The sequence below is a fragment of the Sphingomonas sp. IW22 genome (assembly GCF_041321155.1).
Taxonomy (GTDB): Bacteria; Pseudomonadota; Alphaproteobacteria; order Sphingomonadales; family Sphingomonadaceae; genus Sphingomonas.
This window is the reverse complement of the sequence record NZ_JBGGWB010000008.1, coordinates 64234-84107: the sequence shown is the minus strand read 5'-3', so window position 1 is coordinate 84107 and position 19874 is coordinate 64234. Positions and strand designations below refer to the sequence as shown.

At 62.8% G+C, this 19874-nt stretch carries 24 protein-coding genes; 3 read left to right on the top strand and 21 right to left on the bottom strand.

Translation table 11 applies throughout. The features are described from left to right. Positions 1 to 291: 291 nt before the first annotated feature. A complete protein-coding gene (locus ACAX61_RS18060) occupies positions 292 to 1056 on the top strand; it encodes an SDR family NAD(P)-dependent oxidoreductase (protein WP_370716044.1) in 765 nt (254 codons plus the stop codon). 1113 nt (positions 1057 to 2169) lie between these two features. On the opposite strand, the gene ACAX61_RS18055 is transcribed toward ACAX61_RS18060, so the two are convergent. After that, the gene (locus tag ACAX61_RS18055; RefSeq protein WP_370716043.1) at positions 2170 to 2517 is read right to left on the bottom strand and encodes a hypothetical protein; all 348 of its coding nucleotides are present in this window, start codon (positions 2515 to 2517) and stop codon (positions 2170 to 2172) included. Positions 2518 to 2717: 200 nt separating this feature from the next. On the opposite strand from ACAX61_RS18055, the gene ACAX61_RS18050 reads away from it, so the two are divergent. Next, entirely contained in the window at positions 2718 to 2954 is a 237-nt protein-coding gene (locus ACAX61_RS18050) for a hypothetical protein (protein WP_370716042.1), read from the top strand. A 15-nt stretch (positions 2955 to 2969) separates the two neighbouring features. Here the strand turns inward: ACAX61_RS18050 and ACAX61_RS18045 are convergent, their stop codons facing one another. The 14 genes from ACAX61_RS18045 to ACAX61_RS17980 all read right to left on the bottom strand — a co-directional run bounded on the left by ACAX61_RS18045 (position 2970) and on the right by ACAX61_RS17980 (position 15718). Next, a complete protein-coding gene (locus ACAX61_RS18045) occupies positions 2970 to 3482 on the bottom strand; it encodes a hypothetical protein (RefSeq protein ID WP_370716041.1) in 513 nt (170 codons plus the stop codon). Positions 3483 to 3765: 283 nt separating this feature from the next. Further along, a complete protein-coding gene (locus ACAX61_RS18040) occupies positions 3766 to 4746 on the bottom strand; it encodes a DUF2493 domain-containing protein (protein WP_370716040.1) in 981 nt (326 codons plus the stop codon). Between the two features lie 512 nt (positions 4747 to 5258). Further along, entirely contained in the window at positions 5259 to 5477 is a 219-nt protein-coding gene (locus ACAX61_RS18035; RefSeq protein ID WP_370716048.1) for a DUF6117 family protein, read from the bottom strand. A gap of 71 nt (positions 5478 to 5548) precedes the next feature. Beyond that, positions 5549 to 6559, bottom strand: a complete 1011-nt coding sequence (locus ACAX61_RS18030) for a DUF2493 domain-containing protein (protein ID WP_370716039.1) — start codon at positions 6557 to 6559, stop codon at positions 5549 to 5551. 68 nt (positions 6560 to 6627) lie between these two features. After that, positions 6628 to 6906 (bottom strand): hypothetical protein, encoded by a 279-nt coding sequence (locus tag ACAX61_RS18025; protein ID WP_370716038.1) that lies wholly within the window; start codon positions 6904 to 6906, stop codon positions 6628 to 6630. 87 nt (positions 6907 to 6993) lie between these two features. Then, entirely contained in the window at positions 6994 to 7464 is a 471-nt protein-coding gene (locus ACAX61_RS18020) for a DUF736 domain-containing protein (protein WP_370716037.1), read from the bottom strand. A gap of 622 nt (positions 7465 to 8086) precedes the next feature. Continuing rightward, positions 8087 to 9037: a hypothetical protein gene (locus tag ACAX61_RS18015; protein ID WP_370716036.1), complete on the bottom strand. Its 951-nt coding sequence runs from the start codon at positions 9035 to 9037 to the stop codon at positions 8087 to 8089. 385 nt (positions 9038 to 9422) lie between these two features. Beyond that, positions 9423 to 9638 carry a hypothetical protein gene (locus tag ACAX61_RS18010; protein ID WP_370716035.1) on the bottom strand — a complete coding sequence of 72 codons (216 nt, stop codon included), beginning with the start codon at positions 9636 to 9638 and terminating at the stop codon, positions 9423 to 9425. A gap of 36 nt (positions 9639 to 9674) precedes the next feature. After that, complete coding sequence (locus tag ACAX61_RS18005) at positions 9675 to 9977, bottom strand: hypothetical protein (RefSeq protein WP_370716034.1); 303 nt, start codon at positions 9975 to 9977, stop codon at positions 9675 to 9677. A 24-nt stretch (positions 9978 to 10001) separates the two neighbouring features. Further along, a complete protein-coding gene (locus ACAX61_RS18000) occupies positions 10002 to 11300 on the bottom strand; it encodes a hypothetical protein (protein WP_370716033.1) in 1299 nt (432 codons plus the stop codon). Between the two features lie 12 nt (positions 11301 to 11312). Then, positions 11313 to 12515, bottom strand: a complete 1203-nt coding sequence (locus tag ACAX61_RS17995; RefSeq protein WP_370716032.1) for an ATP-binding protein — start codon at positions 12513 to 12515, stop codon at positions 11313 to 11315. Positions 12516 to 12577: 62 nt separating this feature from the next. Further along, complete coding sequence (locus ACAX61_RS17990) at positions 12578 to 13420, bottom strand: hypothetical protein (protein ID WP_370716031.1); 843 nt, start codon at positions 13418 to 13420, stop codon at positions 12578 to 12580. Next, entirely contained in the window at positions 13417 to 13986 is a 570-nt protein-coding gene (locus tag ACAX61_RS17985; protein ID WP_370716030.1) for a DUF5983 family protein, read from the bottom strand. The genes ACAX61_RS17990 and ACAX61_RS17985 overlap by 4 nt, the downstream gene beginning before the upstream one ends. A 64-nt stretch (positions 13987 to 14050) precedes the next feature. Then, the gene (locus ACAX61_RS17980) at positions 14051 to 15718 is read right to left on the bottom strand and encodes a sensor histidine kinase (protein ID WP_370716029.1); all 1668 of its coding nucleotides are present in this window, start codon (positions 15716 to 15718) and stop codon (positions 14051 to 14053) included. Between the two features lie 134 nt (positions 15719 to 15852). On the opposite strand from ACAX61_RS17980, the gene ACAX61_RS17975 reads away from it, so the two are divergent. Further along, positions 15853 to 16017, top strand: coding sequence for a hypothetical protein (locus ACAX61_RS17975; RefSeq protein ID WP_370716028.1), 165 nt, complete (start codon positions 15853 to 15855; stop codon positions 16015 to 16017). A gap of 14 nt (positions 16018 to 16031) precedes the next feature. On the opposite strand, the gene ACAX61_RS17970 is transcribed toward ACAX61_RS17975, so the two are convergent. The 6 genes from ACAX61_RS17970 to ACAX61_RS17945 all read right to left on the bottom strand — a co-directional run bounded on the left by ACAX61_RS17970 (position 16032) and on the right by ACAX61_RS17945 (position 19531). Continuing rightward, a complete protein-coding gene (locus tag ACAX61_RS17970) occupies positions 16032 to 16445 on the bottom strand; it encodes a hypothetical protein (protein ID WP_370716027.1) in 414 nt (137 codons plus the stop codon). 24 nt (positions 16446 to 16469) lie between these two features. Continuing rightward, positions 16470 to 17297, bottom strand: a complete 828-nt coding sequence (locus ACAX61_RS17965) for a DUF5983 family protein (protein ID WP_370716026.1) — start codon at positions 17295 to 17297, stop codon at positions 16470 to 16472. A 270-nt stretch (positions 17298 to 17567) separates the two neighbouring features. Continuing rightward, a complete protein-coding gene (locus tag ACAX61_RS17960) occupies positions 17568 to 18044 on the bottom strand; it encodes a hypothetical protein (RefSeq protein ID WP_370716025.1) in 477 nt (158 codons plus the stop codon). A gap of 120 nt (positions 18045 to 18164) precedes the next feature. After that, positions 18165 to 18476, bottom strand: a complete 312-nt coding sequence (locus ACAX61_RS17955; protein WP_370716024.1) for a hypothetical protein — start codon at positions 18474 to 18476, stop codon at positions 18165 to 18167. 25 nt (positions 18477 to 18501) lie between these two features. Then, positions 18502 to 18936 (bottom strand): DUF4262 domain-containing protein, encoded by a 435-nt coding sequence (locus ACAX61_RS17950; protein WP_370716023.1) that lies wholly within the window; start codon positions 18934 to 18936, stop codon positions 18502 to 18504. Between the two features lie 52 nt (positions 18937 to 18988). Next, entirely contained in the window at positions 18989 to 19531 is a 543-nt protein-coding gene (locus ACAX61_RS17945; RefSeq protein ID WP_370716022.1) for a hypothetical protein, read from the bottom strand. Positions 19532 to 19874 lie beyond the last annotated feature (343 nt).

Genomic DNA, 19874 nt, shown 5'->3' with positions numbered 1-19874 from the left:
CGGCGATTTTTTCAAGGAGGGTTGGGTCTTCATCTTCGTTCCTTCGTCACTACGACGAAGCCCCAACCCTCCTTAAATCACAACCTCAAATCTGTGCCATGGGCGCTGACGGCGGACAGATATCAAAAACTGCCTGGTGTTCGAAGATTCTCCTGCAGGCGTTGCCGCCGGCAAAGCGGCTGGGGCTGACGTTGCAATCGTCGGCAATCTGGTACCGACAGACGAAGGCAACTACGCGATCGCCAATTATCTCTGATCGACTGTCAATTTTTGGAAATGGATGTCGGACCGATGCAGCTACCTTCAACTCCCAGTCTCCGGCTCGATGGACGCCGCGCGATCGTGACGGGCGCCGGCCGCGGTATAGGAGTTGGCCTCGCCGCCGCGCTCGCCCAGGCTGGGGCGTCGGTGACGCTGGTGGCCCGAACAGCCGACCAGATCGACGTCGTGGCATCAGCCATTTCTGAGAGTGGCGGTGACGCAGAAGCGGCCGTTCTCGACGTCGCCGATATCGGAGCCGTGCAGCGCTTCTTCGCGGATCGCCCTGCCTACCATATTCTCGTGAACAATGCCGGGACCAATCGTCCAAAACCTTTTCTGGATGTGACCCAAGACGACTATGACGCCGTGCTTGATCTCAATCTCAAAAGTGCTTTCTTCGTCGCCCAGGCCTGCGCGAGGCGCATGATCGAGACGGACACCAAAGGCTCGCTGATCCATATCGGTAGCCAGATGGGTCATGTCGCAGCGCCCAACCGGTCACTCTATTGTGCCTCGAAATGGGCATTGGAGGGAATGAGCAAGGCGCTGGCGCTGGATCTGGCGGCTCATGACATTCGATCGAACATCATCGCGCCGACATTCATTGAGACGCCCATGACCAGGCCCTTCTTCGAAGACGCGCAGTTCCGTTTGACCGTTCTCTCGAAAATCAAGCTCGGCCGAATAGGTCTCGTCGAGGACCTGATGGGTCCGCTCCTCCTGCTCGCCTCCGACGCATCGGCCCTGATGACCGGCACGTCACTCTTGGTCGATGGTGGCTGGACCGCCGACTGACAATTGTTGCGTCTGTTCTGCAACAGCTCTTGCAGCGTTGGCAATTCGTCGATCACCCAGTCGCCATCGGGTATCAGGCTTATGATCGCGCTGATGGCGATATCGAGCGAGATGGTTCAGTATCCGCTTCCTCACATGCCATTGCGAGGGAAGCGCCCTCGCAATGGCATGTGAGGACAATCTCCTGGACGTCATCTATCTCGATGATCTTGCGGCCGCACGATCCCCGATGCCGGACGGCGCTATTAAAGATCATCCTCTCCTGCTCGTCCCCTCAACCTGAAAGGTTCGCTCTGTACCCGCTTACCACTTTCAGCACTGATAGCCGTCTCGCCCTTGCCGGAAAGGTAGCTCATAAAAGTCGCCGACACGCAGGCGGCGCTCGGTTTCCTGATACCCCTTTTCCTGCAGATAACGGATGCAGGACAGGCCAGCGCGGACACCTATTTCCCTGCAGGCTATTTCGTCATTGCGGTGCCCAATGCGCAGCAGGGTGACAGTGAAACGGTGCGATCTTCAACTCGCTGCGCATCGTTTCCGGTATGACATTCCAAATCCCGGATGGGGAGATCGAACTCACTTTCGATTAGGGTAGCGCTCCAGCCGGGACCAGACGATCGGTCTTCCAATCACTCAAGCGTCTACTCGGGTGACGTGCCAAACCGACCGAAACGGCACCGACCGCGTTTTGCTCGTTTACCGGCCCCGATGTCCCGCCCCTCCGTCGGCCGATATCACGTCTGACATGTAATACCGGAAAATATGGTTCAGTGTGAACGGATTAAGTCAGGCAGACCATAGCCTTGCCCTACGTGTACGACCGGATACACAATCCTTGCCCTACAGGTGATACAGACATATCCAATTGATTTTAAGCGGTTTATTCTCCTGCAGCACCCGTGCGTAGGGTCCATTACAAACGGCCTCGCGCCGTGCGTCCCGCCTTACGCAGCGCGCTCGCGCTGCGCAGCGTCGTGCCGGAAGGCGCGGGGCAACCTTGCTTCAAAAGATTGGTTTTCAACGCTGCAGCGGCACGAGGGTTGACGTTCATGGGTGGTTCTCCCGCAACACAAAAAAAGGGGACCGGACGTCAGGCCCGATCCCGGAGTAAGTTTACGCTGGCGGATCGAGGTCTCCATGGGCTTGGTAGACCAGCATGGCCGCGTCGTCGCTGCGGCGTTGGGCCAACAGGATGCGGTATCCATTGGACCGGGCAACCATGCAGGCGACTTCGCGGGCGTTGTTCATGGCCGCTTCATATTCTTCTTCGCACTCGCCGGTTATGACCAGATCTTCCGTCATAGGGTCTATATAACCGGTGTAGCGACCTGCATAGGAATCGGCCTCATCCAGATATCGTTCGATATCGCGAATGAGAGCGAAGCCCCTTGCCTGAGCATGGAAGTAATGCGGTTCATGGGTTTCGACGAAACGGTCGTAATCGGGTTCGATAGTGAGCATGGAGCTCTCCTTATGGGGGTGTCCGCGAACGACAGTTGCTGCGGGCCGATGGACGGGGTGAGGTCGGTGACGGACCGACAGAAGCGGCCAGGCGCAACGGCCCGCCGGTTCCGAAGGAAGCGGCAATCCCTGCTTGCGCCGGTCCGTCGATGTGGCACAGTCGCAGGTGACGGGCAGGCCATCGGGGAAGGACGATGGACATGCCAAAGATGACGGAAAGGGATCGGCTCGCCGATCTGGAAGCGCGTCAGCGCAAGATGAATGATGAACTGGAAAGCGCGCGCCGTGCCCTGCGCGGCAAATATGCCGCAATGATCGCGGAGATGCCGGTGGAGAAACTCACGGAAAGGGAGTTCCGCGAGCTTCTCATACAGGCGATCCGGGTCGGTGGCAGTGCGGCGCTAACGGCGGTTAAAGGACTGCCAGCGGCGATCTGATCACGCCACTGGTCATCACAGGTTCCGGCAGGGATGCGCCTCGATAAAGCTCTCCCTGTCGGAATCCGATCTGAGGGTAATGAACCGCGATTCCGGCCCGAACCAGATCATGGTGAAGCAACGCCGAACCGCCAACCGGTGGATATTGGCAAGGCTTCCGCGGCTGCGACCGTCCCAGATCACGAGACCGCTGAAGGCATCGCGTGCCATCGCAGCATCCTTTGGGACATGGTAGGCGGCGGTGCCCTTTCGCCCGGAAGAAGGAATGTTCCGGACAGGCCAATCGCCCAGATTATTACTTGGTTCCTCGCCGGAGCAGTAGACCGTAACGGCAGCGATATCCCGGTCGGCAAGATGGCGCTGGACCAACCGATCCACGCCGCGTGCGTCCCCGATCAGGACGGGAAGCGCGCGCTCGACGATGCCGCCGATGCGTTCGATGACAGGTTCGGGAAGCGCGGTAATGGACAGCGATCCGGAAATAAAAACGGCCGGACCGGAGAGGTGCGAAGGGAAATGCTCGGACATGGCTTTAATCTCCTCGAATGAGCCACTCCTCTCTCCCCTCCTCTCCTCTGATGGCAGGACGCGGGCCTTGCCACCTCAGCCACCCCCGCCCAGACCGCACCCGTAGGGTGTCCCTGCGGCGAGCACGGCGGAGCCGCGCGCAGACGGCCGGGACCGCCCTGGCGGTTCCGCATCGCGCCCGCGACGGACCCGCCTGCGGGTCCCTGAGCGGGGGCGGATGTGACGCTGGATAAAAAGAAATGAGGACCGGCCCGGCGAACCGGACCGATCCTCAGGCGGAACCTCACTGCGCCTCCCATTCCTGATCGCTGAGCCTGACGAACCGCGCCGGGATACGCTTCTCCTTAACGAGGCGCGCGAGGTGAGACTGTAGTCCCGACCCTTCGCAGACCAGCGCCTCGACGGGCCGCAGTCCGACCATCTGCTCGTTCCGGACGAACCCCGCCCTCTTCCCCAGCTTCGCGCTGAGGCGGAACGTGATGAGCTTCACCTTACGCGAGGCGGCCCACGCTGCGGCCATCGCGTCGCACCCCTTATCCTGTGCGGTGGTCGCCAGCAGCATCATCGGATTTCGCGCTTTCGCTTCGTCGAGCTTCCCCCAGATGAGGCGCTCGTCGAACCAGCAGTCCGCGCCGCCGGAGAAGATCACGACGGACCCTTCCGGGTAGTGCGCTTCGTTCTTGCGGAGGCGGCGGGCGGCGAGGAAATCGGTGGCGGCGATCACCGAGGCGGTGCGCTTGCTCGATATCAGCGATCCCTTCGGAGCGGACCACGGGCGGCCGGTTTCGGTGTGGAAGACGTCGGCGGCGTAGTCGCGCATGCACCGCAGGGCGTCGGTGGCTTCATCGAGGAATTCGAGGTTATCGCGCGCCTGCTCAAGTTCGACACCGTGGATTTCGCTGCCGTCGGCGCACCGCAGCAGGTCCTGAACATCGCGCGTCGCCTTGTCGGCTTGGCCCGCCCACTGGTCGGCGACGTGATGGAAACTGTTGACGATGCCCCATGCGAGGCGCTCCGCGGCCGGCTGCAACCGGGTGTCCCGAAGCACGTCGAAGAGTGTCGTGACAATGAGTTCCACGGCAAGCTGCGCTTCCCGCGGATCGGGCATGTCGGTCGCCATCTCCTCTTCACCGCGCCCGATGCGAATCCCCTCGAGATTGGAGGCGAAGGCGGCGTGGAAATCGTCGGTGGTGGCGGCTGTCTCCTGCGCGATGTATTCGGCGATGTCGGAGAACGGGCGAACGCTGCGGTTGATATTCGTCATTGGAACCTCCTGCTGAAACGAAAGAGGTTCCCCCTTGGGCACGGGCTCCGAGCGGCGGGGTCAAGGATCGCGAAGCGACCGGCGCAGCCGGCGATGGGGGTCACGATTTTTTTGGGCGGCCACCTACATTGCAGGCCAAGCGCGACGCCCGACCCGCCCAAAAAAATGGTGGGGCCCCGTCGTCCTTGAGGCCGACGCGGTCCCGTGCCACCATAGGAATTCTTGAGAGAGAGAAGAGGCTTTGCGAATCTGGGGCTCGATGCCCCTGATTCGCAAATGGGTGCCTCTGAGCGCTGCCCTCAATGTCCATGGACGGTGAGGGCCGGGGTCAAGGACCGCAGATGCGGTCGCGAAGCGGCGGTGGGGGCAACGATTTTGCGGAGCAAAATGGTGGGGCCCCGCCGTCCTTGACGCCGACCGACGCCTCCATGACGATCATGGGAATGGGAGGGTATTGCGAGTCCGCTCGCGATGCCCGCACGTCGTTCCACCCGATCGGGGCCGCGTCCTGCTCAGGGCGCTGGCGGAACATAGGCGGCGAAGGGATCGCCGTCATGCAAGTGCCCGAACGGCGTGAACAGATATTCCTCCCCGCTCCGGCCGACGGCGCAGACCACATAGCGGGGCTCACCGGAAACCGCATCGAGGCATTCCATCAAAGCGAGATTGTCGTCCATGGCGGCATCCAGCAACGTTTGAAAATTGGCTCGGTGATGATCGGGTATCGCCATCATGCGCTCCCATAAAAAACGGGAACAGCGCGAAGCGCCGTCCCCGACAGGATGAAAGAAGTTCGCGGAAGTTACGCCGCCCGACGCAGCCGCCCCCGCTCCGGCGGAGCGACCTTCTCGGCCGGAGCCTGATCCGCCTTGCGGAAGGCATGGATAGGGACACCTGCCTTGCGCAGGGCCTGATAAAGATTGGCCTGAATGCCTGACCCCTCCCCCAGCAAGGCTTCGACGGGTTTGAGATCGACCAGCTTGCGGTTGCGCGCGAAGGGCGCACCGCGTCCCGAGCCTGTCAACGAGTAGGTCACGAGCTGGACCTCGCGGTTCCCCGCCCATGAAGCCACGATCGCATCGAACCCCTTGCGCTGCGCGGTCGTCACCAGCGTCATGTGCGGGATGCGCTCGAGGATGGAATCGAGCCGGTCCCAGAGCAGTTGCCAGTCATGCCATTCGGCATGACCCGAGGCGACGACGATCGGACCACGCGGGCGGTAACGCTCGCGGTCGGCCAGTTCCCGGGCGCGCAGGAAGTCCTGTATCGACACCTGCGTGGCGGTGGCGGCCTTCGAGACACGCGAGCCGCGCGCGGGCGACCAGGGACGGCCTGAGAGCACGCGGAAGGTTTCGGCGGCATAGTCGCGCATGCACTCGACCGCCTCGCGCTGTTCGGACAGTGACTGGCACAGGAGCTGCTTCTCCTCCAGTTCGGTGTTGAACACTTCGGAGATATCGTTCCGCCGCATCATGTCGCGCAGCTCGTCGACTACTGCGTCCTCCTGCTTTTCTAGCTTGCCAGCGACGAAATGGAAGCTGTTGACGGTGCCCCACGCGATTTCGGGTGCGAGCGCATCGAGCCTTGTATCGGTCAGCAGGTCGAAGATCGTGGCGATGATCCCCGCGCAATCCGCCTGCGCGTGCAACGGATCGGGCATGTCATGCTCGCCCGGTTCGTCGCCCGGCTGGATGATCGAAAGCGGGATAGGATCGCCAAAGGCGCGCTGGAATTCCGGCGTTGCCGTCATCTCGGCGAACAATGCCGGCAGGTCTGCGAAGCGGCTTATGCTGCGCGAACGGTCTTGGGTCATGGGACTTCTCCTGCATGATGGAAAAAAAGGGGCGAGACGCGATGGCGTCCCGCCCCCATGGTGTCGGATCAGTGCATGCTCGCCCGGATGCCGGCGAAGGCAGCGGAGCGCGTCAGGACGGCCCCGACGATTTCAGCGGCATGCGGGGCAAAGGGCGTGCCCTCGAGCAGGTCGTAAATGGCAGCGATGATCTCGCCGCAGGTGATCCCTGCCGGGATTTCCGGAATATGGGCCGCAGGAAACGGCGGGGAAAGCATATCCCGGATGGCGGGACTGGCCATGATCGCTGTGCAGAGCGCGGAGAGATCGGCGAAGGGGGCGAGGTCGTGCAACGAAGGGAGCGGCATGGGCTGCCTCCTCAGACAAGAGAAAAGAAAAGGGCCGGGGAAGCCTGTCGCCTCCCCGGCCCGGAACCTGTTCCGATCAACCGGCGATCAGAACGGGTCCTCCTCGCCGAACGGCGCACCCGCGCCGGTCAGTTCGCCGCTGGCACCGACGGTGCTGTCGCCGAAGCCACCCTGATCGCGCGGGCCGCGATCGTCATAGTTCGTGCGGCTGACGCCCATGCCACCGCCGAAGTCGGAACGCATGGTGTCGCGCCGCCACGCGACCATGTAGCCCCCGTGATCGGCCGGGAAGAGCGCGATCGGCATCGGCTCGGGCAGGCTGGGATCGTCGATGTTCCCGGCGAGGAAGGTTTCGCCGGTGCGCTTCGAGACGGCTTCCCACAGCGCGCCGATCTGGACCCAGCGGCGTGCGACGTTCAGGGCGAGGATCTCGTAGACCGGAGCCTTCTCGTTCTCGCTCATCACCTTGCGCAGCCCGATGCGGGGCAGGTCGATCGTGCGGGTGGCGATCGAGCCCGTCAGGCGGTTGTTCACATTGAAGATTTCACCGATGTTCATCGTCTTGACCTTTCGAATGTCGCTCGAAGACCATTCTCCGGCGACGCCCTCCCCGGTCCTTCTCTCCTCTCTGTCCCGCCCTCTCCCCGCGCGCCGCGCGCCTGTGGGACAGCGCTCCGCATGCCTCCCGCGCGACGCCTCCCCGCCTGCCCCACGCGCAACGCCGCGGCCCGCCCACAACTCTGCGCGACCACCGCGGCATGGCGCGGAGCCGGGGTGGAAGATGCGGGGCCGAAGAGGGGTTGGGGAGCGAGGCTGGAGGCGCGGCGGTAGCCGCGCTGGCGCTACGCCGGCGGGAGTAGCGGTAGCGGCGGGGGCGGCATGATCAGGCGGCTCTTGCAGGCAGACCGAACGGGTCCATGCAGGGCGGCACCGGCCGGTGCGTTTCCGGTAGCGGGAACCATCAGGGGATGGTGGCGGGCCGCACGGCGGGATCGCCGAACACTTCGTCCCTATCGGGGATAGCTTATGGCACGCACAGCAAAGCGCATGGATCGCGATTGACTACGAAGCGGCGGACGACGCCTTTGTGCTGACTGCACTGATCGTTTCAGCCAACGTGTGTGATGGGTGCCAAGGCCGCCGGCACCAGGTATGTCCCATGCCGGGCTGGAGCCAGGGATCAAGCCGTCCGGGGGAGGTCATCCGGATCATTGGCGGGCGGTGGAGCACAGGCTCGCCCGGCATTGAAACGCTCGATCCATGTGCTGATATGGGATCGTTGCTCGATCGGAACAGCAGCGGCCGCACGCTGGAATTCAAGAAGATCGAGAGGCGCGTTGGCGATAATCTCGTCGATCTCGCCGGGATCGAGTAACCCTTCGGCACGGATGAACGCTGTCATCGAACCGGGACGTTTTTTCGTCGATTTGCGCCATAGTCCTTCAACGGTTCGAAGCCTCGGGGCGGCGCGCGCTTCAAGCAGGACGATGAGGCGCAATTCCTCGCGAGCTAGTGCGCGGACCTCTGAAATCTGCATTGCCGTGCAGAAGAAACATGAACTTTTACAAAAGCTTGGCAAGCCAGCATCTGCGATGATGTGTTCACAATCCTCGCGCGTGAGACCCCATTCCCGAAGGGGGTACCTGTACTCATAGAAATCTGAAACATGCCCTTCGCGATGAGCATAGCGCTCGTTGTCCCGAGCGGAGCAGTCGTAGCCGATCAGGCGGACAACCTTGCGCCCATTCGCCCAGGCGTGCTGCGCCGGAGGCCATGCTTTGACCCACTTATCCTGTGGCGAAATTTTATGCCGGGCCGAACAGCTGTGCTGCCCGAAGGCAATCGACGGCAATGTGCCGTTCGTCAGGCACGCATCGAGCAGCGAGGTGTAGGGTGGCCAATGCTTGAAGAACCGGGCCTGATATTCGACGATCTCGTTGGGAACGCCATGATCGTCCATCCACTGGCGGAAGACAGGGATAAGCCGCCTCGTGTGTGGCTGCTCGGGCATGGCTGCCAACAACGTCATGTCCGGGATTTCTCCGCGGCGGACCAACTCGATGATCATTGCGGTCGAATTGGTGCCCGCACCCCATGCCGCGACGACGGGCGCACGACTGCCCGCGCTCATGCGACCATCGCCAGCCAGCGGTCCGGCCAGGCCGGCGGCCTCGTCGTCACCCGATAGGCCTGGAGGGGAAGGATCCCGCGTACGACATAATGCGGGACGCCTTTGTCACGTCGAAGGATAAGGGCAATTTTGTACGCATTATCGAAAGAGGAGAGTTTCTGCCTCAGTGGCGAGAAACCGTTGCTTTGGTCTGGCAGGGACATGGAGCCTCCAGTGGGATGAGCGGAAAGTCAGGGCGCGATCGACAGATCGGCGGTTGCCGTGTTTCGAGTGGGACGGGATCGTGCGTCGACGGGGATTGGGGACGTGGTCGCGTAGATCACCACCCTGATCGGCTCGGAGAGCTTAATACGCGATCTCTTGGGGATCGTCCGGGCTTCGTCGCTCAGTCCGAATTGCGCAGGATGCCGAGCGACGGGCTTCGGGCATAATGGACGCCCGCTACGCCGTAGGTCCGCTCGAAATTCTCGGCCGTTTCGCCACGGGCACAATAGTCGGTGCAATCCTCGCAAAGGCTATAGCCGGTATCGCGATTCCAGTGCTGCTCGAAATGGCCGGCATATTGACCGCAACAGCAATAGGTTTTCCAAGCAGATGGCATGATGTCCTCCATCCGGTTGACGGTGGGTGTCGAGGATCAAGGTTGTGAGCAGCAGCGCGGAGTGCCGCCATTGCTTTCCAGAACTTCCGCTTGCGCCAGTCGCCATTCGGCCATGGCGGCGTCTTCGCGCTTCTGGAAGGCGGGGCGTTTCTCGAAGGGGGGCGGATCGCAAACGATGCGCCATTTGCCGTCGGGATAGTTTCGGGAGACACAACCGATCGCACCATTTGGATAGCGGACGCCGTGAACATACCAGCCGCCATGCCTCCAGCGGGAATAGGTAAATTCGAGCCTTGTAGATGGTGACGCGGAAGGGCCGCGATGATCAGACGATGACATGATGATCTCCGTGCTGGAACAGGATCAGGCAGCGAGCGGAAGGTCGACATCGACCACCTCCGCAGGATCGAGCGCAAGCAGGCTCTGAAGCGTGACAGGCGTGCGATTTGCCCGCCGGGTCTTCGGGCCTCGGACAGGTCTGGCAGGATCGTTGAATCGACAGCCGATACGCGCGGCATGTTTACCGATGACGGCGGGATCGCGGCCCAACGCCTGGGCGACATCGACCATCGAGACGCCATATGTCCAGGCATTGCGGATCGCCCTGTCCTCGTCGGCGCTGAACGCGCGCATGAAACCGTGGGTAAGACCCATCCGGTTGGCATGGTAGAGAACGGCGCGCACCCCGCGGCCAATCTGGTCGGCGATCTGCCGTGTCGGAATTTTGCCATAGTCCGCCCGCAACCGGGCTTCTTCCTCGACCGTCCAGACGGGCCCCTGCCGAAAGCCGTCGCGATGGACATGCGTGCCGCGCAAGCCCAGCGCTTCGGCCCGCCATCGGATCGAGTGCGGCGTGCGCCCAAGACGTTCGCGCAGCGGCGTCAGGCTCGCGCCGGTCGTATAGGCGTGGCGCAGCAGATCGTCTTCCTCTGCAATCCATGGGCGTCCCCAGCCCCGACCATAGCCGAGTTTGCGCAGGCGTTGACCGAGACTGCGACCGTTGCGGGCCGGAAAGCCTTCGGCCGTCAGAAACTGTGCAATGGCGACATAGCGTGCGCCGGTCGACGCCAGTTCGAGCGCACGGGTCATTTCCGCGTCGCTCCAGTCGTCGGGTTGACAGGCGTGGCGGAGGCCCAATGTCGATGCGCGGGAAATGATGCCGGTGAACGGGCGACCGATCAGGCTCGCGATCTGGGCGACAGGAACGCCCTTCTCATAGCCGGCACGAAGTTGCGCATCTTCCCATCCACTATAGGGTGGCGATCCGGGCTCGGACAGGTCCAGCAGCCGCGCGCGGGCATAAAGCGCACTTACGCCCCGACCGAGCCGGGCGGCCAGCGTTGCCGTGGGTTCGTGCGCATAGCAGCGTGCCATCTCCTCGTCGTCCCATTCGGTCCAGGACCGCCGCGAGTTACGGCGCAGGCCAAGATCATGGATACGCGTGGCGACGCCTGCCCGAGGTCGGCCAAGCATGGCCGCTATCTCATCGATTGTGTGATCTTCGGCGAATGCGGCGCGCAGACGCTTGGTCTCATCGGGGAGCCATGCGTCCGCGCGGAAGGCCAGTTCTGCAAGCGGCACGGTCGGAACAGCTTCCGCTTCGGGGACGAAGGGGGTCAGTTCGACGATATCGGCGTCGAGATCGAAGCTTTTATGGGTCATGATGCGCTTCCTTCAGACCAGACCGACGACGGGCGTATCGACGACGCGCAGGCGCAACCGGGCCGACAGACGCGCAATACGCGTATCCCCGCGTGGCATCGTGTCGGACGCGCCGATGGCAGCGAGCAGATCCAGTCCGGCGTCGACATCATTGGCGGCAAGCGCAAGGTGGCGCGCAAGATCGTCGGACGTAGTGGCATTAGGCGCAATGTTGCCCAGGGCACCGACAATGCGTGCGGCGGCGGGAGCGGCAGGGTCGAGCAGAAAGGCGTCGAGCGCGCGCTGTCCCCGCATGGCAGCATGGGTGGTCCTGACCGGCGCAACCTCGCGCAGATTTTCAAGGTCGAGCAAAGTGCGGCTCTCGTCCGGGCCGAGGTCGGCGGCGGCCACAAGGTCAGGCGTGCGGCCGATATGGGGCGTAATCGTCGGATCGATCTTCGCGAGCACGGGCGTGGCGGCCAGTGCGGGACCGAAGGCGAAGAACTCGCCGGGTGGAAGCAGGCGCAATAGCGCTGCCTGATCGCTGCCGAACCCGAGCAGGTCCGCGGCGCGCGCCACATCGCGGTCGAAGACGTTGAGGCCGATCAGATGATTATGCAGTTCCGAGACCACCGAACTGGCGAGTTTGGCGAGGCGCTGCGTGGCGATGATCGTACCGATGCCGCGCTTGCGACCCCGGGCGCACATGTCGGTCAGCGTGGCAACGCCCAGGCGGCGGGTTTCTGCATCACGGGCGGACGCTGCCATATGCGGTGCCAGCAGATGCGCTTCGTCGATGCATACCAGCACTGTATGCGCCCAATGTTCGCGTTGCGCGGATAGCAGCCCCGCGAAAAAGGCGGCCGCCTTCTCGATGCGGTGATCGGGTTCGAGATCGGTGAGATCGAGGTGCAACGCGATCCGGTGCTGGCGCGTGCGCAGCGCAAGTGCGGTGAGACCGTCATTGGCATAGTCGCGCGCGACCACCGTGGTCGCGCCGATATGCGCGGCGAGATTGGCGAACTCTCCCTCCGGGTCCACGATGATGGTCGTGAGATAGTCGAAGGCTTCCTCGATGATCCGGCGCAGCGTCTGGCTCTTGCCCGCGCCCGATGATCCCTGGATCAGGCAGCGACCCGACATCAGCTTGCCGAGATCCAGTTCGAGGGGACCGGTCGAGCAATGGCCGAGCGGAACGCGGGCGTCGCGGGTGAAATTGCTGATGGGAATGTTCATCGGACATACTCCTTGACCGGCCGCCAGAAGGCGGTCGTTCGCGTTGAATGTGGAGAGGGAATTCAGGCGGCGATCGCTGCCGGAAGAATGATGGGTCCAGCATTGCGCCAGTCATGACCGGCCGCTTCCAGGGCATCGGTCACGACAGCGAACTGGTGATCGCCATCATCGTGAAGGATTCCTAACGCACAAGGGTCGGCCATCACCTGGCTGAACAGACCGGCTCGATAGGCGTCGAAATCCTGGCCGGCCCCGAATGGTTCTTCGCAGGTAATCCAGAGCGACGCCTCAATCTCCCGGATCAGGGCAGCCGCGCGGTCGAGCTTCGGATCGTGGAACAGCGAGCGGCGCCGCAGCAGAAGCTCCGGTGCCCAGCGAGGCCCTTCGGGCTGGTCGATTTGCCGTGCGGCAGCCTGCCAGCCGGTTTGCGACAGCGCCTCGGGCGGCAGGAAGGCGAAAATATCGTTGAACCAGCGCATTCGGTGCATGCAATGGATCCGCGCACCGAAAGCGTCGCGTCTGTCCAGCGCATCGGGATGCTCGGCCTCAAGCGCCGCTTCCAGTTCGGCGGGTATCAGCGCTATGAAGCAGGCACACAGCTGCGGATCGGGAACGGAGCGGGACGCATAGAGTTCGGCCAGCGAGACTGGTGAAGTGGCGGGAGCTGGAGCCTCGACAAGGGCGGATGCGACCGCGTGCCAGAGCGCATCGGGATAATCGGCCAGGGCGACGGCATGTTTGAGCGTGCCGCTGTCGTCCGCGTCGATCAGGTTGAGCCGCGCGCCACCGCGGATCGACGCGATGGATGCGGGATCGAAAAGAGCGACCTGCAAGGCCGAGCGCTCGAGGCTACTGAGGGCGACATGGGTGACCGGATGGTCGATGGAGGCCGATGGCATGGTCATGCTGCAATCTCCGTGGTTTCAAGGATCTCCACGACCAGTGTCGTGTCGTTCTCGCAGGCTTCGCAAAAGGCTGCGTCGAACACCGAGCCGAGGACCCAATCCTGGGTGTGATCGTCCCAGCAGGCCCAGGCGTCGCGCATCACATCCGCGCTGCCGCAAGAGGCGCAGCGCACGGTCGTCCCGGCCACAGGCCTCGCGGTGGCCACCGGTTCGGCAAGGTCGCCGGATTGCGTTGCCGCTATTTCCGTAATCGCGGGAAAGACCGGAAAGCGATCGCAATGCGGCTCGTCGCGGTCGAAGCTGATCCAGTTGGCGCCCGTCGTGCGGGCGTGGGTCAGCAGAGCCCAGATCTCAGGGGAAAGTGCGTCGGGGCGCTCCGGCCAGTCATCGAGCAGGCCAAGATGGATCCAGAAGCCATATTGGTGTGGCTCGATCGACAATAGCGGATGATCGACGATGAGGCGGCCGCCGCTTCGGGGCGCGTTCCGGATCAGGCCGTCAATGGTGTCGCGCTCGGCAGGGGGAAGATGCGCCGTCGAGCAGGCGCACACGGGGAAGCGGCGCATGGCCGGTCTCCTTCATTTGGGGCGGATAGGAGTAGCGGGAGCGCCAGGCACTCCCGCCGGCGGTTCAGTTCGAGATGAAATCCACGGTGAAGGCGTCGCGATCGGCGTGAATGACGATCTTGCGATCCTGCGGGATCAGCCAGGTCAGATGATCCCGTGCGTTCATCGTGATGGCCTGAAGGATGGCTGCATCCTCGCCGAGAAGAATCCGGGTCGCTTCCTGGCGGGCATCGCGCTCGAAGGCGCGTGACTGGGTTTCCCAGCTATCATTGTCGCCATCGTCGATCGAACAGAATAATGTCGCATAGATCAGGCGCCCCAGTCGGTCCGGTTTGATGTCGCTGTCGCGTGCCACGAGGATGGTTGCCTGTTCGATGTCCCAACCGTTGTTGGGGCAAACAAGAGCCGGGACTTTGATGGAATGCATGGCTTGTGGTGCGTTTTCGCATTCGGACTGAGCGACTGTCAGTTCGAGGGTGATGCTGTCGACAAGGCCTGACGGCAGATCAACGGGAAGATGGTGGTCGTCACCATGGCGATATTCAGCCCCATCATGGTGGATTTGAAAGGAAAGCTGATCGATGATCGGGATCTGGTCGTACCAGCTATAGCCTTCGAGCAAGCGTTCCTCTTCGACGAGCTGGAACGCCTGAAGCGGCGCCTGGCGTCGGGTGAGCGCGAGTGGCTGCGCGATGTCGGACTCCAGCGTGGGGACAAGCAGCATCGGGCCCTCGGAAGCGAACCCGGTGCTGACGCGCGCATGATGGTCGTCGGGCGTCTGTGGATGCCAGAGAGACAGGGCGCAGCGCGCTTCAGGCAGCGTGACACCCAGTTCGTGAGCCCGTCTCCAGGCAGAGAAGGGGAGGCGATGATCGGGCTGCGTGGCGATGAATTTGTATATGGCTCGTTCCGCGGCTTCGCGAAGAACCTTCAGCGCGGCGTTTTCGATAACGTCCTTGCGGGCCGGGAGTACCAGATGGATTTCAGGCGCATCGACAATATCGATCCGGACGGCCCAGTGGTCGATGCTGTCCTTGACTTCGCGAATGGTAGGCAAGGGGCATTTGACACGCAAACCGTGAAAGTTGATGCGGCGGCCATCTTGCCAGTCCGGATCGAGATTGTAGACGCCGATACGGCAGCCGCAGGCGTCTTCGACCAGTAGCGCGTCCTTGAGGAAATCCTTCCGCGGCTGCAACACCCCGTTCATCGTCATCGGTAAGGGAAAGTGGAGCGCGATATCCGCGACAATGCTGTGTAAACCGAAATGCCAGTCATCGGGCATTGCGATCGAGATCAGCGTGCCCCAGCCGATCGTGCCCTGTTCAAGGGCAAGCGGTGCGCCGCTGTCCCATGCCTGGGCTGGGATGCCCACTTTCCATGCCGTGCCGGCCGATGGCGAAAAGGACTGGATTTCGACGGAGCGGCCCGCAAGGCTGAACATGCCCATGCCGGCGGGGTCTTCGGAGCGCGCGATGTCATGGTCCCAACCGGAATGTCCGAGCAGCAGCAGGGCGGCCGGATCGTCGATGCCGCAACCATCGTCGCGAACATGAAGGGAGAAGCGGCCGTCCTGCTGGGTGAGATCGATCGCGATGCGCGTAGCGCCGGCCCGCCGTGCATTCTGGCACAGCTCCTGGAGACAGTCGCGGCTATCCCCCGAGAAAAGGCGAGATGCGCGACGGATCGCGTCCTGACTGACGGCCGTCTGGATGGTGGCGGGAAGAGGCATGATCATCTCCGGTCTCGACGACGGACCGTCTGTCCGCCTCCCTTGCGCCGCCCCCTCCCCCTTCATCCCGGTTTGCGGATGCCAGTTGGGCAAGACGGTTGCCGCCGGGATGACCGTCCTGCAAAGGGAGGGTGATGAGCCAATCAAACGATGTGAAACTGCGCGACCTTGTGCGGCGATTGCCCGACTGGATGCGAAAGGATCTGGCCTCGAGCGATGCGACAAGGCGGGAGCGCGCGGAAGATGCCCTCCATGTGATGCTGCTGTCGTTGCTGGAGGGTAGCGCCGATGCCCCATGATGGGATGGGACGCGCTAGCGGGCAGCATGATCGTCGGCGAGGAAAGTCGACCAATCCCCATATAGGATGCCGCCATATTCGATGAGATCGTCGATCACGTTGAATTGCCAGTCGCAAAGCGGTCCATGGGCGTTACTGACACCGCTGGCTTGCCACTGCGCCATGACCTCCGGGAAAAAGCGTTCCATGACATCCGGGGCCGCGGCGAATTTCAGATGACACATATAAGTGACATGGATCGAGGCGAGCGGTCCGATCACGGGGCCATCGCTGCCCCAGTCCTCCATCTGCTCGTCGGGCGTGGCGCGGCCGTGGTAGAGCCGAAGATAAAGCTTGCCCGGTTGCAGCGGCAGGGCGGGTATTGTCGGCGGTGTCTGGGCGCCGGCCGAGCGGCTGGGAGTCGCGGCACGCTCAAGCGTTCCAATCATCGGGATTTCCTTTCGAGTGCGGGATCACCAGTCGTGGATCGGCAAATCGTCCGAGCGGTCGCCGTCGCAATCGAGCAGCAGGAACTGGAAGCCCCTGCTCCTGCCGAAGACCATCAAGCGCAGCAGGTCTGCCGGCAGTAGCGCCTGGCGCGTTTCTTCGAGCGACCGCGTGGGCACGAACCAGCCGTAGACGGAGGCGGCGATGTCGATCGGCCGCTCGGTCGGCGGCCAGGATGCCCAGCCATCGAGAAGGCCGGCCGTCTGGACCGTGAGATGCGCGGTCGAGAGCACACAATAGCGTCCCATTTCCACCGGTTCCGAAGTGCTGGTTGCCTTGAGACCTGGCGGCACGACCTGCAGCTGGTCCTTAGCGCATCCGTCCGACGGATGCCCGTCGAAATAAACGGCGATCACGGTCTCATCATCGAGCGTGGCGGGATCGCGTTCGTCGCCGGCTTCTTTCCACCACTCCCGGCACCAGGCGGCAATTTCCGCGTTCAGCATGGCCTCATCGATGGCGGCATGGATATTGGTACCATAGCGGTGCTCGATAGCGGCGGCATGAAGATGGACCGTCCAGGGCAAGGGTGATCGTTCGAAAAGATCCTCGGCACCGCGGATTTCCGCGATCAACTGGGTCCGTGCATGGTTTGCAAGGTCATCGGGATGTTCGATGGCGGAGCGTGCCCGCGCCAAAAGGGCAAGGTGATCCTGGCAGCTGACCGTATCCGTCGGCCTCGACGATGCCTCTTCCCCAATGCCGGTTGGCGAAGCCTGTTCAGCATCCTGTCCGGTCATATCGGAGTGCAGGACCGGGTGGTGCGGATGGGTCCAGTCGACATTCTCGACCATCCATCGGCCTATATAGGCCCAGTCGTGACCGAAGGGGCAATCGTCATCGACGTCCTGCCATGCGCGTTCGATCTTAGGGGTCCAGCTGAGCACAATGGGACGCAGGGCGTCAGCCCCAAGCCTGTCGAATGCTCTATGGATGGCGAGAGCGCGCTGTAGCGCATCGGGATCGGTGGGAGGCCGGTCGCGAAAGTTTAGGACTGTTTCCCAAAGGCAGGCGGCGATTTCGAGACGGAATGGGGCATAGCTGGTCATGGGCTGGATCCTGCTTCAGGCTGCGCGGCGTTGATTGTCGGTGCAAAGCCCAAGATCGGCCGCCATCAGCGTTTCGATCCGCGGTGCGAGGTTATCGAACGCTGCGTTGAGATCGATGCCGGATATGCGATGGCTGGCCTCCCCGGGATCATGATCGAGCTGAAGCATCGGCGGAACGAGACGCGCAGTCATTTCAGGGAAAATGGCGTGCAGGATGATGGCTTCGACACGGCGGGACACGAGATTGAGGCGCGCAGTCAGGCCGCAATGCATGGCGAGATAGCGCTCGAACCAGCGGTTGGGCGCCAGCACATCGGCGAGCCGGGTACAGGGCTGTCGTCCGGCTCGTGTGATGGCATGAAGAATTACGACACGATGACGACGGAGGGGGGTGAGCTGGTCCAGCGGGACAAGGACGCGATAGCTGTAAAGCGGAGCCTGCCCGGCGATGCGGGCCCTGCAGGTGATCATATCCATCGGGGGTTCCTTCACATGGGCGCGCAATGCTTCTCGCGGTTTCCCACACACACCCTCCCCCTCCGCTCCGCTGTTCGGTCCGGAGAGCGGTCTGGAAACTCTGCAGACATGGGCCGGGTTGGGCTGAAGCGGATGTCAGCTCTCGGCCTCGCCGCGATGGCAAGCTGTGTTGTCGTAGATGGGCCTGTCGCCCGGTCGCCATGGGATGGGATGCCAGATGCGGCCGTTATAGCTGATGCGGCCGACGATGACGCCGTCGCGCATGAGTTCGGCTTCCGGGAAAGCGCTGGCGCCAAGGCCGGTCCTATCGCGGCGTTCGCAATAGCCGCGCGACGCTTGCTCGAGCGTTTGCACCAGCATGTCGGGATATCCGGCTTGCCTGACGATCAGGGACACCGGCTTTTGCTGGCCCGGTTCGGTACATGGGATTTTCGCGGTCGGGCGCATGGCTGCGTTCCTCAATGGCAGGGCATCATGGGCGGGGAACGTCGTAACGAGGGTCGCATCCTGGCTCGCCGGGATAGAAGCCCATGGGATCGGGCAGGAGGAGCTGAACGACGGCATATTCATCATGGCCGAGAAAGCGCCCAACCTGGATGGTGAATGCGGTGCGAGCCTCAGCCCCGGCAAGGCGGGGACGGATCGGGAAAGCGCCGCCGATATCGATATCCTTGTCGGGCACCTGGTCCTTCTGGCGCATTCGCTGGCCCACTTCGTTGAGAACCGATGCCATCAGGATCGGCGCGAAATTTCCGATAATCAGCAGCTCGGGGAGGCCCAGCCGCGCGTTGCCGATCGTGTAGGCAAAGCCCGCATTGTCGGCATCGGGGAAGATTGCGAAGATATGCTGGCCCGTCCTGTCGATGTTGGATTGAATGATGGCCCTGCCGGTGGTGGGGATGGTCATGATGGGTTTCCAATCTCGCGATTCGAGCCTGCTTCGCGTGGTCCAGGAGAGGTCAATAGTGCGGGATCGCGGAGGCGAAGCGGCGCAGCATTGCCGCCATATGCTTGCGCAAATGCGCTTTGTTGGAGATGATCGCTTCCGGCTTGAGCAGGTCGCCCTGCGGCGTCATGAAGCCGGTTGCTGACGTTCCGTCTGTGAGCTCGATGACGATCTGATGGCCGCGCGGGCGGACGGGGCCGCTATAGCGGGCGATAAATTCCCCGAGGCGGCCTGAGAGCCCCTGGGCGACCTTCGTCCAGCAGATATGCCCGCCGGCCATGATTTCGCCGGTATCGAGCCCACGATCGAGCCAGGTGCGAAACTGGCCCCGTTGCTGGATCACCGAGTTTCGCGTCCGCTCCATCGTGCGGCAGAGGGGAAGGAGAGCGGCGTGATGGTCGATCCAGTCGAGATCATCTCCGTCTGCAACGACCAGAGTATCGTCAGGATCGACATGGGCGAGCAGGACAGGCAACGGGCTCTGCCTATTCTGTGTCTCGGCATTGCCGACGCTATCCCAAAGGCAAAATCCCTGGCCGGGAACGGCAAGGATCATTGTCATGTCCTGATGGCCTGACCGGGACTGGAGCATGGCAGGAAGCGCAAGGCCTGCATCCGCGGCGGAAGTCGCACCTATGATCAGCAGGCGCCTGGACCATCGCGTGGGGCGCGGCGCGTCTGTCGGCAGAGGCCAACTGCTTGGAAGCGGCCGGGACATCGGCTGGACAGAGGCGGTTCGTGGTTCGCGCTGCGTGGCGGCCGCGGCGGCGGCATAGGCGCGCCGCGCAGCATCGAACGGATCTTCGAAACAGCCTCCGCCATCGCGAAAGCCCTGGGCATAGGCGCTGTCGAGTGGATCAGCGCTTGCGCCAGACCTTGTATGGAAGGATCGGCGCGGC